Source organism: Marinomonas posidonica, assembly GCF_043643765.1.
GTDB classification, from domain to species: Bacteria; Pseudomonadota; Gammaproteobacteria; order Pseudomonadales; family Marinomonadaceae; genus Marinomonas; species Marinomonas posidonica_A.
The window spans coordinates 1-16,724 of the sequence record NZ_JBHZSP010000017.1; the positions used below are offsets into that span (position 1 = coordinate 1).

The 16,724-nt window shown below is 44.7% G+C and carries 15 protein-coding genes and 4 tRNA genes; 11 read left to right on the forward strand and 8 right to left on the reverse strand.

The window, feature by feature from the left end:
* Window positions 1-159: 159 nt before the first annotated feature.
* The 8 genes from ACHUFM_RS16570 to ACHUFM_RS16605 form a co-directional block, all read right to left on the reverse strand.
* The gene (locus ACHUFM_RS16570) at window positions 160-1,452 is read right to left on the reverse strand and encodes a tetratricopeptide repeat protein (protein WP_394183638.1); all 1,293 of its coding nucleotides are present in this window, start codon (window positions 1,450-1,452) and stop codon (window positions 160-162) included.
* A gap of 1 nt (window position 1,453) precedes the next feature.
* Window positions 1,454-2,959 (reverse strand): surface lipoprotein assembly modifier, encoded by a 1,506-nt coding sequence (locus tag ACHUFM_RS16575; RefSeq protein WP_394183640.1) that lies wholly within the window; start codon window positions 2,957-2,959, stop codon window positions 1,454-1,456.
* 81 nt (window positions 2,960-3,040) lie between these two features.
* Window positions 3,041-3,808, reverse strand: coding sequence for a Slam-dependent surface lipoprotein (locus ACHUFM_RS16580; protein WP_394183642.1), 768 nt, complete (start codon window positions 3,806-3,808; stop codon window positions 3,041-3,043).
* Window positions 3,809-3,897: 89 nt separating this feature from the next.
* Complete coding sequence (locus ACHUFM_RS16585) at window positions 3,898-7,029, reverse strand: TonB-dependent receptor (RefSeq protein ID WP_394183643.1); 3,132 nt, start codon at window positions 7,027-7,029, stop codon at window positions 3,898-3,900.
* A gap of 91 nt (window positions 7,030-7,120) precedes the next feature.
* Window positions 7,121-8,059 carry a FecR domain-containing protein gene (locus ACHUFM_RS16590; RefSeq protein WP_394183645.1) on the reverse strand — a complete coding sequence of 313 codons (939 nt, stop codon included), beginning with the start codon at window positions 8,057-8,059 and terminating at the stop codon, window positions 7,121-7,123.
* 3 nt (window positions 8,060-8,062) lie between these two features.
* The gene (locus ACHUFM_RS16595; RefSeq protein ID WP_394183647.1) at window positions 8,063-8,569 is read right to left on the reverse strand and encodes a sigma-70 family RNA polymerase sigma factor; all 507 of its coding nucleotides are present in this window, start codon (window positions 8,567-8,569) and stop codon (window positions 8,063-8,065) included.
* Window positions 8,570-8,774: 205 nt separating this feature from the next.
* Window positions 8,775-10,112, reverse strand: a complete 1,338-nt coding sequence (locus ACHUFM_RS16600) for a GH1 family beta-glucosidase (RefSeq protein ID WP_394183649.1) — start codon at window positions 10,110-10,112, stop codon at window positions 8,775-8,777.
* Between the two features lie 125 nt (window positions 10,113-10,237).
* Window positions 10,238-10,672 (reverse strand): GNAT family N-acetyltransferase, encoded by a 435-nt coding sequence (locus ACHUFM_RS16605; RefSeq protein ID WP_394183651.1) that lies wholly within the window; start codon window positions 10,670-10,672, stop codon window positions 10,238-10,240.
* Window positions 10,673-10,767: 95 nt separating this feature from the next.
* On the opposite strand from ACHUFM_RS16605, the gene ACHUFM_RS16610 reads away from it, so the two are divergent.
* The 11 genes from ACHUFM_RS16610 (at window position 10,768) to nusG (ending at window position 16,715) form a co-directional block, all read left to right on the forward strand.
* A complete protein-coding gene (locus ACHUFM_RS16610) occupies window positions 10,768-11,943 on the forward strand; it encodes an alpha/beta hydrolase (protein ID WP_394183653.1) in 1,176 nt (391 codons plus the stop codon).
* Between the two features lie 33 nt (window positions 11,944-11,976).
* The gene (locus tag ACHUFM_RS16615) at window positions 11,977-12,855 is read left to right on the forward strand and encodes a phytanoyl-CoA dioxygenase family protein (RefSeq protein ID WP_394183655.1); all 879 of its coding nucleotides are present in this window, start codon (window positions 11,977-11,979) and stop codon (window positions 12,853-12,855) included.
* A gap of 29 nt (window positions 12,856-12,884) precedes the next feature.
* Window positions 12,885-13,841, forward strand: a complete 957-nt coding sequence (locus ACHUFM_RS16620; protein ID WP_394183657.1) for a biotin--[acetyl-CoA-carboxylase] ligase — start codon at window positions 12,885-12,887, stop codon at window positions 13,839-13,841.
* Complete coding sequence (locus ACHUFM_RS16625) at window positions 13,825-14,556, forward strand: type III pantothenate kinase (protein ID WP_394183659.1); 732 nt, start codon at window positions 13,825-13,827, stop codon at window positions 14,554-14,556. Before ACHUFM_RS16620 ends, ACHUFM_RS16625 begins: the two co-directional genes overlap by 17 nt.
* Complete coding sequence (locus ACHUFM_RS16630; protein WP_394183661.1) at window positions 14,557-15,261, forward strand: SPOR domain-containing protein; 705 nt, start codon at window positions 14,557-14,559, stop codon at window positions 15,259-15,261.
* Window positions 15,262-15,335: 74 nt separating this feature from the next.
* Window positions 15,336-15,419, forward strand: a tRNA-Tyr gene (locus ACHUFM_RS16635).
* A gap of 3 nt (window positions 15,420-15,422) precedes the next feature.
* A tRNA-Gly gene (locus ACHUFM_RS16640) sits at window positions 15,423-15,497 on the forward strand.
* A gap of 2 nt (window positions 15,498-15,499) precedes the next feature.
* Window positions 15,500-15,575, forward strand: a tRNA-Thr gene (locus ACHUFM_RS16645).
* 112 nt (window positions 15,576-15,687) lie between these two features.
* Window positions 15,688-15,763, forward strand: a tRNA-Trp gene (locus ACHUFM_RS16650).
* A gap of 40 nt (window positions 15,764-15,803) precedes the next feature.
* Window positions 15,804-16,172, forward strand: a complete 369-nt coding sequence (gene secE, locus ACHUFM_RS16655; protein WP_013797853.1) for a preprotein translocase subunit SecE — start codon at window positions 15,804-15,806, stop codon at window positions 16,170-16,172.
* 9 nt (window positions 16,173-16,181) lie between these two features.
* On the forward strand, window positions 16,182-16,715 hold the full coding sequence (nusG, locus tag ACHUFM_RS16660; RefSeq protein WP_113875600.1) for a transcription termination/antitermination protein NusG: 534 nt from the start codon (window positions 16,182-16,184) through the stop codon (window positions 16,713-16,715).
* The last annotated feature ends 9 nt before the right edge of the window (window positions 16,716-16,724 follow it).

Consider the following 16,724-nt stretch of genomic DNA (forward strand, 5'->3'; position numbering starts at 1 on the left):
TGCCATCTTACCATTGCCTTCGCTTGCGCCTGTTTCGCAAGTTCAACGCGTCAGCACGACTCCAATGCCAAGGTGGCGTGCATTAGGGTTTTTCTACCTCTTATGTCTTCAGGTGAAGTATAGATAGCGTAGCAGATGGCTATAAGCAGTTTGCTTTAATTACTCATTTAATGCCTTTAATTGCCTTAGGAACTTCGATTTTTCTCTGCTTTTATTCCAAGCGTCGTAGAGCGCTATCAGATTTTCCAATGCAATTTTTTTGGATGCTGCTGGTGCTTGTGCTTTTTCCATTAAGGATAGTGATTGCAGAAAGAGAGGCTCTGCTTGTAGGTAGTCTCTTTCACCATAGAAAATAGCCCCCGCCCTTGCTGCAGTATAAGCGGCTTGTAATGGCTGTGTTGGGATCTTGCCATGAAGTGTTAGACTCTGTTGATAAAGTGTTAGGGCTTTTTTTGTATTGCCTTGCTCATCTTCCAGGCTACCTAAATTACCCAGAATAAGGGCTTGTTCTATACCTTTGTCTTGATTCAGTTCACGCAACCCCACTAACGCTTTTTGGTAAAGCGCTTCTGCTTTTCTATAGTCTTTTTTTTGTTGGCTGTTCAGAGCTAATTCATTTAAATTCATTACGTTGGCGAGTGATGAATGTCCTGATTTTTCTCGAATATTCAGTGCTTGTTCACGAGAGGATATGGCTAAATTTTGTAGGCCTTGTTCATCGTAAAGCGCAGCGAGGTGTTCCAGTGTTTCAGCGAGACGAACATCATTGTTTTCTAATGTGTTTTGTTCTCGTTCGAGTTCTTTTTCTAATGTACGTTGCGCAGCTTCTGCTTGGTTTTGTTGTATGTGCGCATCAGCCAAAGCATAATTTATGTGACGAAACAGATCACTGAATTCTTGCTGGCCTTTGCTTTTTAGCAAGGTTTCGACGATGGATATGGTTTCGGCATAATTCTTCGATTCATTATAAAGACGAGTTAACGCGTTTACGGTTTTTAAAACGTCATTCGCTTGAACATGCTCAAATTGTTGTATTTGCCAAGCTTGGGAATAAGCGTCAATAGCATGTTGAGGCTGACCTATCTGCTCAAGAAAATTACCTTTATTAAATAGCAGAGTGGCTACTTGAGGGTGTTCGTCATTGTAGGCGTTTTTCGTTAGTTCGATAGCGCGATTGATTGATAGAAGTGCCGTGTCAGGTTCGCCTTTTGCAATTTGGATAAAAGCCAATAGGTTAAGACTGCTGGCACGAAACGCGGTACCGTTGTCGGCTTTTTTTGCAAACTTAAGGGCATATTTGGCGCTCTTTTCTGCCTTGATGTAATCGCCTTTTTGGTAAAGTGCCATGGCTTTATCTTGGTAGTATTGCCAGTTACCTGCCGCCAAAGACACAGAGCTGAATAATAGGGCGCAAAGAGTGACAAAAGTGGCTAAGTGATGCAGTTTTTTCATGTTAGAAGTTTTTCTCCAGTTTTAGGCTGACTTGGTTGCTTTCACGGCTATACAGCCAATCTACATTGCTGTTTATGTTGGTGTGTTTGATGGTTAGGTTTGGGGTAAAGCCTAATATGGACAGTGTTGGTGATTTCAAAATCAGTGTGTAGCTACTTTCATGATCATTGCGTTTTGCGCCAAGAATGTTGCTGTAGGCTTTGTAGGTCTGTTCGCGGAAAGAGGTGAAAAAGGTTGCATTTAGAGTGTCAGAAAATGATTTTGATACACCCAGCCTTACGCCAAGTTGTAAATAACCATAGGGTTTATCATCCGCTTGTCTATCTAACCCATCGATGCCTCCAAATAACGTCCAGCTGTTTGGTAAGACGTGCCACATGGTCGCGTTTGCTGAGTAGGATGGCCCGTTATAACGTTCGTAGTTTTGCTTTTTATAGCGCAGTTCTTTGTAATCGCCTTGGAGTTTGAGCATTTGCTTATTAGAAAAGCGACGAGTCCATTCGCCATGCAGGCCTAAGGCACTGTACATGGCTTTATTTCCATAGGCAGAAAACTCAAAAGAAGGCGAAAATTGTATTTGATCATCGAGGTCTTGATAGCGATAACCTAATTGCGTTACTAGTGTGCTTTCATTGTAATCAGGGTAATCGTCATAACTTTTACCGTACAGCAAAGCGCGAGAATACAGTCCATTATGACCAGAAATAGGTGTGTACTTGTTGAGTGTCAGTTCGTAATCAAGCCCTGTTGCTGAAATGGCGTCGGGGATGTTACGTTCATAAATACATTGGCCTTGGTAGAGAAGTAAGCACGTTCTGCTTTCTGAAGATTGGTTAAGGTTATCATTCCATACCGCACCAAGCGCGACAGAAACAGACCAATCATTGCGTTGATCTAGTGCGGTTAAAAAACTTTCTACCGTGCGGTTTACGCCCGCTTGTTGCGCGTTATCTGGATCAAGCTTTGCCGATATTTGCGTAAAAATTATCTCAGCTTCTTTGTCTTGATGGTCTTCAAATAAGACCCTCGCCAGCTCTAATTGACCAGGTAAAAAATCAGGGTTCAGGTCTAGGAGCTGCTGATATTCGATTGCAGCTTGCGCCATGTTTCCTTGGATTCGAGCCAATGCACCTTTCGCATAAGCCAGTAAAAGTGGGTCAGCATCAGGGAGTGTTTGATATTCATCGAGAAAATAAACAACGGCACTCCATTGTTTTTGTTTAATGGAAACGTAGAGCGCACGCCCTAAATCATTAGCATTGTGCCCGACAGGATAAGCCTTGCCATCAAGAATCAACTCTGGGCGTTTTCCTGGCAAGTAATCTTCATCTTTGAGTAATTCACTTTCCTTTGAATTGTTTTGTTGTTCTATGCTTTGGTTTAAACGTAATTGTGTGTCTAGGTCGTGATCGTCTGCTTGTGCAGAGAATGGGAGCAGAAACAGCGTGGTCAATCCGAAAGTAACGCAATTGAGAGTATTTCGATGTCTGTCGTTAGAGAAACCCATGTGAATCGCTCGTTATTGGTGGTAAAGAGGGTAGTCGAGCATGATCACCATGCTCGACTAAGATCAAATCATCAAAATGATTTAGTCTTGTGTACCACCAAATGCGGTGTCGTATTCCGTTCCAGCAAAGTCTACCAACCCCGCTAGATCCGCTTGGCCATTGTAGAACTGAGCAGAGACAGTACCTTCAGAGACATTTGTGCCGTTAAAGATACCGGCTGCATTAGAGCCAGTAACTGAAGCATCACTGTTGATATTGGCAGTTCCAATACTGACGATTTTACTGAAGGAACTATTAGTCATTGCTCCAGTTAAGGTTGCCGCGCCAAAGTCAGCGGTTAATGTACCGTTTAGCAAGCTTGCTGCTGTGCCATCGTAGTTATTGATACCCACGACCGTATAAGTGGCCGTGCCAGAGGTTGGTACAGACGTATCCGCATTTGCTCCTGAATAATAAACGGTACGAGTCGAATCGCCGCTTGTGCCATAAGCAGACCATTCACCGACCCATACATCACTGGTACCTACTTGAGCGAAGTTGAATACTCCGAGGTTATCGTGGCTGGTAGGTGAGCCAGTGTAAGGGAAGTTCAAGTTGTAAACACCTTGAGCATCTTCTGCTCCGTAGACGGTTAAACCTTGAAAGTTCACTAGATTGTCAATACCGGTTGCATTCACACCAATACCGGCGCCGCCAGAGGTATGAGGACCACCATTGACGGTGGCTGTCCCTACTTTTACATAGTTCGTATTGCTGGATTCACCAACAACGGCTGCACTTGCCATACCAGAGAATGCGAAAGTGCCAAGAGCGAGAGACATTGCGCTTACTAGTTGTAACTTTTTCATTGTATTACTCCATTGTATTGTGTGTTTTCCCAATGAAAACACGGTTGCTATGACGTCGCTTATGCGACGCCATCCTTGCTAACGGGTCGCTAGAAGCGGCCTGTTAAACCCAGTTTAAAGGTACGTCCCGGCGCGGCCACGGCGGATCGAGTTGCGGGGTCGACATAGTATTGATCGCTTAGATTTGAACCGGTGAGCTCCGCATCAAAGAAGTCATTAATTTTGTAGCGTACGTAGGCGTCGAAGATGAGCGTGTCGCCCCAGCTATAAGGCGTGTTATAGAAATAAACATAGCCTTGGGTGTTGCCACCATAGCCAACAGCATTCTCTATATACCAATCTAAGTCGCTGTTTTCGTAGCCTTTATAATAGGTGGCTCGTCCGCCGATTTCTAAACGACGCTCCATAAAACGGCCTCCTAGTGATAAGTTGGCGGAAAGCTCTGGGGTGGCTTGGGCGAGTTGGTAACCATTAGGAAAACCGTATTTGAAACAGCGAGGAATCGGATTATCAACAGCTCGTGCTATATCATTGGTGGACAGAATCGCCGCGGTGTCTTCATCACAGATTTCATTTTGCAAGGTGTAATTCACGCCTAAACCGGTGAAAAATCGACCATTGTCATAACGGGCACTGAGTTCTATACCTCGAATTTTTTGCTCGTCAACATTGTTAAATTTAAAATTGTTGTCTCGTTCGATAACGTCTTTAGTGAGGTTATCGTAATAAGCTATTTTGATGTCGGCATGTTCGGCACTGGTAAACCATTGGGTGAGGTCATGTACATAAGCCAGCTCCCAGTTATGGGCGTGTTCTGGTTTGACGCCATAAGGATTTTGAGATGCCGAAAAGGCCATGGTGCTTTCAAACATGCTTGGGTAGCGCAAGGTTTCTGCATAGGTTAGATAAGCTCGGCTGTAATCGGTGAATTGATAACTGACACCAGCATGGGGCACCCAACCATGGTCCTTTACTTTTTCTGCCTCCGCCGTCGTTATACTGGCTACTCGGCTAGTATTACATGAAGCAATATTTTCATCAGCCAATTCACCATTTAGACAAGGGTTGTCAGCACGGTCGTAATTGCCATCGGCATCTGGCTCCCAGGTGCCTGCATCGAAAGTGTTAGATACGACATAAGTGGGCTCTATTACTTGATTGGTCGCATTATTAACTAAGGTGTTATATTCACTACCGCCTGGAGCAAAAGCTGGATTGAACATTGCAAATAAAGCGGCAATATCTATTGCATTCTGAATGAGGTCATCACGTTCTGCTTGTATTTCAGCTTCTGTTCTAGTAATGGTTTCTTCCGTTCTATAGCTTATGTTGTAATAATCAGTAGTACTTTGGCTAAACTCACCTGGGTGAGCTGCGAGGAAGTCATCAAACGCCCAATAAGCGGAATAGGTCATGCCAGCATTGAGTTTAAGCTTATCGGTAGGTCGCCAAGCAAAATCAAAGTTGGTTTCCCATTCTTCCCGTCGACCAGCACGGGGTAGCATTCGCCAGCCAGCACTGGCCGCTTCATCATATTCGTCATCGGAAGTGAGCTTTTCATGCTGGAAGCGCCCACCCAGTGTTAGGTCTAGAGTATCGGTAAGGTTCATTTTGTTACTAAGGGTGATACCGTCGCGGGTGCTGTTGGCGTTGGCAATGGCATTGTTATAAAGAATACCAGAAGTGTCATCAGGCAATGTTTGGTTAGGGAAGCCACCGGATGTATAGGTGTCACTGACGGTGTCGGTCCGCCAAAGGTTAGCATTAAAATCGATCCAGCGGTTATCTATGGGGTTGTGGTTGTATTCAATATTATAGGCCTTTGCCGTGACGTCACTGAGTGGCCATTGGATGGCACTGCGGTCGCTTTGGTTATTGATTCTGGATGGCATGATTTCGCCATACGTCGAATCAGATTGGCGGAAATTGAAGCTAATTTTTTGGTCATCATCAATGTGCCATGTGGTTTTGAATAACCAAGACTCCATTAAGCTGGAGGTATTGGTCACTTCGTCGCCGGGCTGCCAGTATTGGGCGAGGGAGGTAATGTAGTCTCGGGTGTCATCTGCGCTGGGGTTGTTGTAGTACTCTGTGTTGTTGGTGCCTGAATAATAGTTGCCACGTTCGCGGTAGGCATAGGCAGCGAGCACATCGAAGTGTTCACTTTTTTTGGCCGCCGCGACTCGGTAGGCATAGTCGCCACCATTTAATGGGTTGTCGTCACTGGCGGATTTGCTTTTTAAATTGACGCGCAAGGTTGGGTCGCCATAGGGATAAATACTAGGGCTAGAATCACTATTGGTCGGGTAGCCTGGCACATCATTGTAATTTTCACCCGTAGAAAGAGCGGGGACTCGCTCGCCAACGGCGTTACTGCTGCCTTCTATTTTAAATTCTGCACCAAAGGTTTCACCGTCACGTATTAAATCATCAGGGGAAAGGGTTTTGACCACCATGGCACCACCAACGCCACTGTGTACGTCACGCTCATTGGTGGCACCCTTGTAAATTTGCACGTTGCCAATCAGGTTCGGGTCGATGTAATTACGATTGGTGGCGCCATTGTAGCCACGCCAAACAGTGAGGGCTTGTTCTGTGCCATCTATTGTTACCGGAACACGGCCAGGGCCTTGAACCCCGCGAATATTCAGATCAAGTGCCCCTGAATTACGAGCTTCACCGCTGAATACACCGGGCACACCTTGCAGTAAATCGGATGGCGTGGTGCCCTTATAGCGTTCTACTTCTGTTTTACCAATAAAGGTAGTGGATGTGTCCTTGTCATAAACGTCATCGTAGCCCTTTTGATCACGGGCGCTCATGTCTGATATCGCGGTGTTGTCTTCTATGGTAATGGTGGAAAGGTTAATACCATCATTGTCTAGCTGTGACTTTACGATGTAATTGTCATTTTGTATTTGTTGCGACACCAAATTCGATGTGGCTAGTATCTGGTTTAGGGCCTCGTCAGTGGTGTATTCGCCTTTTAATCCATTGCTCTGCTTCCCAGAAGTCGCGGAGGCATCAATGGACAAAGAAACGCCAGCAGTGATGGCAAATTGATTAAGCACACTATCCAAGCTGCCTGCTGGTATCGAATAAGACTGTGTCTGAGTTCGGCTACTGATTTCCTCAGCCAAAATGGTTTGGCTAAAAGGTAAGCTAACGAGGCTGATTGGAATCGTGAATAATAAGGGTTTTAAAATGTGTTTTGCTGTCATGGTTACTGCTCGATAAATGTTGTGTCTAACTTCAATACCGAACAGAACGCCAAAACCCTCAAATAAAAATGAAAACTATTTCTGTTTGTTTTTAGGAAATCGAAATATTGGCTAAAAAAGGTGTGAAAAACTGCACTTTGATAGGAAAGGTCGCTGCTAATTGTTGCAAGATGATGTCGGGTTCGTTTAGTGAAAAAACACCAGAAACGTTCAGCGTATTTAGTTCCGGTGAGATGCGCATTAGGCCTTTTCGATAGCGATTAAGCTCATATAAGAAGTCACCGAGAGGCATATTCTGAGCCATGAGTCTTCCTGTTAACCAGCCTATCGAGTTGATGTTGGAGTGGGTTATTTGAGAGGCGTTTTGGTGGTTAAAGGACACACTGTTGCCGGCGGAAAGGGCTATGAAATTGAGCATTTTTTGCCCCATATACTGTATTTCTTGGCCAGAAAATACGCTTATTTTGGTGACATCATTCGTACACCGAATGTTCATTTCACCTTGAGTGAAGAGAATTTTTCCATTGGGTGTGGTGAGGTGGAAAGGGTGTTTTTTCGTTGCGCTTAAATAGCATTCACCGCCACTTTCTATAACCAGATGCCGCTCTGTTAAAAAGTTAACTTCAGTATTCGTGTTGAGTGATAACTGAGTGTGTTCATCTAGTTTAATGTGTTTTATTTCACCTGTTGTAGTGGCTATTTTTTGTTGTTCAGATTGGGATATTAAGTTATTGATCGTGTCATTGTTAAAAAGGAAGATGCCGCCTGCGGATAACGCGATAAGACTTAAAAATTGTCGACGTTTTAATTTATCACTGTGCGTGATGATGCTGGTGGTTTTTGTTGGTGCATCATCAAATTGACTTTGCGCTTCGATTAAACATTGCCAAGCCTTTTCATTGGCTGGGTCAGCCGCGCGCCAAGTTTCAGAACGTTTGTGGTCTTGTGATGAGGGCGAATCGGCCCAAAGTTTTGCCATTAAAGTGGCCGCTTGTTGGATTCGTTCTATCTCAATTTGTTTTCTCTGCATGACTTAAAGCTCCTGTAATCTTACAAGGGCACAGGTTTGTAATGCTTTGGCGATGTATTTTTCAACAGAAGATATGGAAACGTTGAGCTGTATCGCAATGTCGCGATAGGAAAGTCCGTCGATACGTCGTAATAGAAAGGCTTGACGAGCTTTACTCGAGAGGTTGTACAAGAGGCGATCTAAATACAATAATGTCTCGACAACCTCTTGCTGACTTTCTGGAGAGGAGGCAAATTGTTCCGGTAATTCCTTTAGAGACTCCAAATATGCCTGCTCGACTCGCCAGCGCCGATATTGATCAATGACAAGTCCTTTGGCGATCTTGGTTAGGTACTGACGTGCGTATTCTTTCGGCGGAGGCGTGCCATTAATTAGAATTCTTAAATAAGTGTCTTGCACTAAATCTGCGGCTTTGTGTGAACAATTTAATCGCTTTTGAAGAAAATGATTCAGCCAATTCTTGTGCAATTTATAAAGCTCGGAAATCTCAAGTTGAGTACTTGCGTTCATGCCTGTAAATCCCAATTGATAATGCTTATCATTAATAATTACAGGTTTGGGTGTTAATTTGCAATAGAGTTAATAAAACTTAATGATTGCTTCGTATTCGAAGATCGTAATGGTGGCGGTAATAGATGAATTTTGTGATGTTTGGCATGACATTACCTGCCGAGTAAATCTATGGCAGGCATTGTCATTTTGTCTATCTGGTTTATTAGCGGCTAGCTAGTAAGGCTTTATAGGCATGGCCACTGCGTTTGATCGTACGTTTTTGAGTATCATAGTCGACATAATACAAGCCAAAGCGTTTGCTGTACCCTTCGGCCCATTCGAAGTTATCCATTAGGCTCCAAGCAAAGTAGCCGCGAATGTCTACACCGGCTTCGATAGCATCATTAACGGCGTTAATGTGGCCGTTTAAGTAGCGCACACGCTGTTCATCATTGACTTCACCATTCTCCATGATATCCGCGCAGGCGGCACCATTTTCAGTAATGTACATAGGCGGTAAATCATACTGCTTGTTTAAATTGATAAGCAGTTCACTAAACGCCTGCGGGGCAATCTCCCATCCTATGTCGGTATATTCCACTTTTTGTGTGTTTTTGACATCACGGAACAATGTTTTGTCATCGTACTCATTGTGATTGCAGGTGTAGAAGTTCATTCCTAAAAAATCGATTGGTCGAGAGATGATGTCTAAATCACCCGGTAAGACGGTGGGCAGGTGGTCGGGTAAGACTTTCTCTAATAATTTGGGGTATTGGCCAGATAGCAGAGGTTCGATGAAAAACTGGTTGTCTAAAGATTCACGCACTAACGCCGCAAACTGATCTTCCGCTTTCATTGATGCGGGGTAGGTTTGATTCATATTGAGTACGATACCTACTTGGCTATTAGGGCTATTCTTGCGAATGACTGGCAGTGCTAAGCCGTGTGCCAGTAATATATGGTGCGCCGCTTGGCGTCCAAATCGTGGTGACGTTAACCCGGGCGCATGAATGCCATACTCATAGCCTAGAATAGCGGCGCAGAAAGGCTCGTTGAAGGTGGCCCAAGAATCTACCCATTCGCCTAATTCTTTAGTTGCCAGTTCTACGTATTCTATGAAACGGTAAGCGGTTTCTCGGTTTACCCAGCCGCCACGATCTTCAAGGTATTGCGGTAAATCCCAGTGATAGAGCGTCACAAACGTTTTAAGCCCTTTGGCTTTTAATGCTGTTAGTAGTTGTCGGTAAAAAGCCAACCCCTTTTCATTAGCTTGCCCCTTTTCATCCATCAGTCTTGGCCAAGCAATGGACAGTCGGTATGCGTCCACTCCAAGATGGTTGATTAATTCAATATCTTCTTCCCAACGATGATAGTGGTCGCAGGCAATAGCGCCGTCATCACCATTCAAAACTTTGCCAGGGGTGGCGCAAAAGGTATCCCAAATGCTGGTTAAACGACCATCTGTAGTATTGGCTCCTTCAATTTGGAAAGAGGCCGTCGCCACGCCAAAGGTAAAATCTGGCGCAAGCATTTTAGAATGTTTGGGAAGGTTGATGGTCATGAGAACCTCGAGTGTCTATAGTGTTATTAAGTAATTTCTGGGTGCGGACTAAGGTACTGGAGTGGGTTGAAATAGGTCAATATGGCGAGATTGTATTTAGTGATTTAAGATTATTTAAGCGCATTTTAAGGAGAAAAATACTGCATAGGAGTAATATTTCGCCCTTGCGATCGATAGGTTCTAAAACGGGTTCTTAAAATATCTGGTAAGTCGTTTTCGTTAATCACCTGAAAATGAGCGCGTTGATAAAAATGAGTTAGATGGTCGAGGGCAAAGCAGTAGCTGCTTTTTTGTTTTAAGATGGGCTGTAAATTGCGGAGAAGATGCTGTCCTATCCCTGTGTTTCGTTTGTTCGGCGTGGTCACCATACCGGTCAGTAACTGGTGGTTGTCTATTTGCTTGAGTCGAGCTGCGGCTAATATGACGCCATGTTCTTTAATGGCCCAAATTGGGTCGGCTTTATTCGGTTTGCCGCTCGGATAATGGGCTTGATAGAATTTTTTGACTAATGGAAACCATAACGATGGGACAAGTTCAGCGTTCGGAAATGGTGGTAGCATAACAGTTATTAGTTGGCTGATGGATATCTCATTTTAGCATAATGTGCTATGACTAGCGGGTGAATAATGCAAATACACAATTCAAGGGGATGAGAATGTGGCCTAAAGTTCTAATGTTCGGTTTTTGTTGTTGGTTATGTCCTATCTGGGCTGCTGGCAGTGAAGTTGAGCTAGAATACCGACAAAGTGAGCCATTTCAACAGTATGTTGAGCGCGCCAAAGACTATGTCAGGCAGCATAAAGTTTGGGTTGATGAGAGCCAACAGGATCGAGAGTTACAGGCAGTTCTTCCGTTTGAATTGATGCCTGATGATCAGGAGTGTAGTGGTACAGAAAAAATAGGGATTTTATTGTCTCATGGCTTGTCTGACTCACCTTTTTCCATGAGAGATCCAGCGTGGGCATTACAACAAGCTTGTTATCAAGTTCGAGTGGTTTTGTTGGCGGGGCATGGCACTCAGTCTGCGGATTTAATTCCTATTTCAAGACAAACATGGCGAGACTCTTTTCGGCATGCTGCAGATGCCTTTCAACAAGAGGTTGATGTACTTTATGTTGGTGGATTTTCAACAGGGGGAGCGTTAGCCATTGAGTATGCATGGCAACACGCCGACAGTGTCGCAGGTGTGGTGTTGTTTTCGCCCTTGTTTAAAGTAAATAGTTCGATTGATTGGGTCGCGCCATTGTTAGCACCTTTTAAAGATTGGCTAGATAATTATCCGAGTGATGACTTTGCTAAATACGCCTCGATACCTGTTCCTGCCATAGCAGAGGTGTACAAATTGGCAAAAGAAGTGCGTAAGTACGTCTCTGACAACCCAAAGGAGTTGCCTGTCTTTATTGCGTTATCAGCAGAGGACCAAACGGTTGATTCGGAGGTTACACAAGCTATTTTTCAAAAAGCGATGATTAGTCCTAAAAGCCAAATGGTGCTTTATAGTAAGGATCAAAGAAGTACCAATACCGATAGATTAAAGATTTATAATACCCGTTGGCCGGAAAGTAATATTTTGGGCCTTTCGCATATGGCAGTTCATGGCAGCCCTGAAAACCCGTATTATGGTGCGCACGGTGAATATCGCATTTGTGGTTGGTACTTGTCTGACCCTGAACGCTACCAAACCTGCCGAAATGATTCCGACAACTGGTTTGGTGAAGGTTCTGATGAATTAACTAAAAAAAGTCTGCATGCCGCAAGAGTGTCTTGGAATCCTAATTTTTTGTCTTTGATGAAAGAAGTGGCCTTTTTTCTTCAGGCTAATGCGAATTAGCGTAACCTGAATTTGTTAAATGAGGTGAAGAGGATGTCGATTGAATTACCTTCTGTTGTTTTAACAAAACAGCAAGTGGAGCAGTATCATACAGACGGCTATTTGGTCCTAGAGTCGCTCGTGTCAGAGGCGATCTGTGATGCTTTAAAGGCAAGAATGTCGTCTTTATTGTCATCGTTTGACCCAAGCGAGTATCGTAGTATTTTTACCACTAATGAGCAGTCACGTCATACCGATCAGTATTTTATAGATTCGGCAGGTAAAATATCGTTTTTCTTTGAAGAGGAGGCTTTTGATGATAAAGGGGAATTAAAACAGTCCCTTGATTTGTCTATTAATAAAGTCGGCCACGGTTTGCATACGCAGGATGATGTGTTTCGTGATTTTTCATTATCGGCCGTGTGGGGGAGTATGCTTCGACAACTGGGAATGCGAGAGCCAAGAGCGGCTCAATCCATGTATATTTTCAAGCAGCCTAGCATTGGCGGTGAGGTGAATTGCCATCAAGACAGTACCTTTTTGTATACCAATCCAATGAGTGTGATCGGATTATGGTTTGCGATCGAGGATGCCACGCTTGAAAACGGTTGCTTGTGGGGGGTGCCGAAGGGGCACTCAACAGGCTTGTTAAAACGTTTTGAAAGAAATGCTGTAGGATCGATAGAGACCAAAATGGTAACTTTGAAAGAGCATCAGTGGCAGGCAGAGGAATTGGTTGCCTTGCCTGTACCAAAAGGGTCATTAGTTTTGTTAAACGGTGAGTTTCCACACTTGAGTTATGCAAACCGTTCGACGCAATCGCGTCATGCTTATGCGGTGCACGCGGTCGATAATGCATGTGATTACCCTGAGGTGAATTGGCTTCAGCCAAGTGTTGGTAACAACTTTCCTGCCTTTCAAAAAATGGCTTAATACAGAAAAGACTAAATAGAGGTTCGTAGATGCAAGCGGTATTGGCCTTGCTTAGTGATAATGAATTCCACTCGGGTGAAGAATTAGGCGCTGCGTTAGGTGTGACTCGTGCGGCGGTATGGAAAAAGCTAAAGAAACTTGAGTCGATTGGCGTGAGAGTGCATTCCGTTAAGGGGCGAGGTTATCGTTTACCAAGCCCTCTAGAGCTTCTGTCAGAACAAGCATTACGAGATCATGGCGTACCCCAGCAGGTTAGCATTGCCCTCGACTTTGAGACGGAGTCTACTAATGGTGACGCGAAAGCTTATATTGCACAAGGGGGGCAGTTACCGGCACTGTTTTCGGTAGAGCGACAAACCAATGGTCGTGGCCGTCGTGGCCGTCAATGGGAATCGGGTGTGGCTAAGAATTTGACCTTCTCCTTTGTTTGGCGCTTCGAAAATGGCCCGAGTGTGGTAGAAGGGTTGAGCTTGGCTGCCGGTGTTGCGGTGGCCCGCGTTTTGAAAAAGATAGGGATTCCTAACCCAGGTTTGAAGTGGCCAAATGATGCGCAAATCGATGGTCAAAAAGTCTGCGGCATTTTGTTAGAAATGGTGGCGGATCAAGATGTTTGTGACGTCATTATTGGCATTGGTCTCAATGTCGAAATGGAAGAAAGCTTTATGACCAGTGTTGACCAACCCTGGACCGACTTGGTATCAAGGTTGTCTCAGCGTCCCAGTCGAAATGTTATTCTAGCGGAATTGACAAAAGAGTTAGTTGGCGTCTGTGAGTTGTTCGCAGATGGTAATGGTATGAAACATTTTCAGTCTCATTGGCAAGCCTATGATGTGCTCTATAATCAGGCTATTAACGTGATGTCTGTCTCGCAACAAAGACAAGGTATTGCGAAAGGCATTGATGAGAAGGGAGCCTTGCTTATGGAGGAAGAGGGTGGTGAGCTGGTGACCTTGCATGGAGGGGAAGTCAGTGTCCGACGAGTCTAATTTGCTGGTGGTCGATGCCGGTAATACCAGCATTAAATTTACTGCTTTTGCAGGCGATCAAGTGTTGTGGGTTGAGCGCGGAGAAAGTGCGCCATTGGATAACGCGTTTCAGCCACAGCAAATTTATTTCGCCAGTGTGCGTTCGAAAGAACAAAGCGCATTGTTGCATGCTGATATTCAGGCGGCTTATCCGAATGCCCAATGGTTAACTTTGGCGAGTGTTTCGCAAGTATGTGGTGTAACCAATGCATATCATGAGCCTGAACGTTTAGGTGTGGATCGTTGGCTGGCTGTGGTGGGGGCTTATCATCTGGAACTGGGTGATGTCATGGTATTAGATGCCGGTACGGCAATTAAAGTCGACTTTATTAATGGCAAAGGTGTCCACCTTGGTGGGTACATTACGCCTGGTTTGAATATGATGGAATCGGCGTTGCTGGCAAACACAGCACGCATTCGCTATGACGCTAAGGAAGTGATTGAGGCGCAAGGTTTGCCGGATTCGACGGCTCGTGCGGTGACGGAAGGCGTGCATGAGATGGCGCTGGCATTTGTTGAGCGAATGAATCGTCAGCATCCAGGTTTTAAATGGGTGGCGACGGGAGGCGACAGTAGAGCTTTACTGGATTCTTTGCAGATTGAAATGGAATATCAGCCAAACTTAGTGGCTCTAGGGGCTAAACGAGTTGGTGATGAGTTAATAAAGAGGCAGTAAATGAAGTGGCTTTTTCTATTTGTTGTATTACTTAATGCCGCTTTTCTAAGTTGGCATAGTTTTGTTCAGGATAAGCCTGAACAAAACAGGGAAAGTGTTTATGGCCCGCCTGTCAGCGAGAAAATTCACCTCTTGTCAGAAGCACCTGCGGTAACGGAAGAGGATTATAATGCCGGCGTGATGTCAAATGACGATTTGGTTGATGCGTTAAACAAGGTTGTAGAGAACAACACGAAAGCAAAAGAGGCGCTTTTGTGTCCTCGTATGGAAATAGAGCACCAGTCGAGTCTGAAAGAGGTCGTAGCAGGGTTAGCTGAGATGGGCTGGTCTTATGATGATGATGAAATTACGGGCAAGCGCCCTAAGTTTTGGTTATACATCGCGGCACCAGAAACACCGGAGAAAGCCAGTGCAATTGTAAAAGACCTTGCTGGTAAATCGATTGACAGTTTTGTGATTAATCGAGCGGAAATGAAAAATCGTATTTCGCTTGGATTGTATTCTTCACAAGCTCGAGCGGAGCAAGCGAGTCAGCGTATTGAGCAGCTGACGGGGTATTCGGTCGATACTTATGAACATCTTCGTAATGTGCCTTTGCATCAAATTGATATTAAGCAGCCGGTTAGGCCGGCAGATTGGCAAGTTTTCATCTCACGCTTTGATTTAAGCAAGATGATGATAAAAATAGAAAAAAATCCTTGTTAGTACTTGCAATTAGCAAAGTGATTCATATAATGGCTCCCACCTTTTGGGGTGTTGCGTTATAGCACTGAGTAAGTGGAGGGGTTCCCGAGTGGCCAAAGGGAGCAGATTGTAAATCTGCCACGAAAGTTTCGGTGGTTCGAATCCACCTCCCTCCACCATTTGCGGGTATGGTATAGTGGCTATTACCTCAGCCTTCCAAGCTGAAGAGGCGGGTTCGATTCCCGCTACCCGCTCCAATGCTCATGTAGCTCAGTTGGTAGAGCACACCCTTGGTAAGGGTGAGGTCGGCAGTTCAAGTCTGCTCATGAGCTCCAGTTCTTCGCAAAAGATGGGTGGTTTGACCGCCTTTTTTATTGTCTGTTTTTTGGGCAGATACCCTTGCTTAATCAAGCTTGTTTAGGTATCATCCTCCGCCCATACGAATGTAGGCCAATAGTTCAATTGGTAGAGCACCGGTTTCCAAAACCGGCTGTTGGGGGTTCGAGTCCCTCTTGGCCTGCCATTAATCGTATCCTATTTCTTAGTTAGGGATCACCTAAAGTATGAGTTCGAGTGCTGAAGCTCAAGCGTCTCGCGGAGACGTGTTTAAGTGGGCGATTGTTGTTTTGTTGGTTGCGGTTGGCGTAATTGGTAATAATTATTATGCGACCGAATCACTATTGTATCGCTTAATTGCTATTTTGGTGTTGGCTGTTGTTGCTGGTTTTGTCGCGCTTCAGACTGCGAAAGGTAAGGCTTTTTTCACTTTGGCGAAAGAAGCTAAGACTGAGATTCGTAGGGTAGTGTGGCCAACTAGGCAAGAGACAGTTCAAACAACCTTGATAGTATTAGCGGTGGTTGTTTTTATGTCCCTCGTGCTATGGGGAGTGGACTCGCTCCTTAGTTGGATTGTGTCCTCGGTAATTAGTTAGGAGTTACTCGTGACCAAACGATGGTATGTAGTACAAGCGTACTCAGGGTACGAAAAGCACGTAATGCGTTCGCTAACAGAGCGAGTGCAGGTTATGGGGCAGGAAGAAAATTTTGGCGATATCTTGGTTCCAACTGAAGAAGTGGTTGAAATTCGAGATGGCAAAAAGCGCAAGAGCGAAAGAAAGTTCTATCCAGGGTACGTTTTAGTGCAGATGGATATGAATGACGACTCTTGGCATTTGGTGAAAGGTACGTCTCGTGTACTTGGTTTTATTGGCGGTACAGCGGATAAGCCATCACCAATTACTGATCGTGAAGCGGATGCAATCTTGCAGCGCGTTAACGACGGTGTCGATAAGCCTCGTCCGAAAACATTGTTCGAAGTGGGTGAAGTGGTTCGTGTTAACGAAGGCCCATTCGCTGACTTTAATGGTGTGGTCGAAGAGGTGGATTACGATAAAAGTCGAATCAAAGTGGCGGTGCTTATTTTTGGGCGTTCTACACCAGTTGATTTGGAATTTAGTCAGGTTGAAAAGGCCTGATTTTATAAA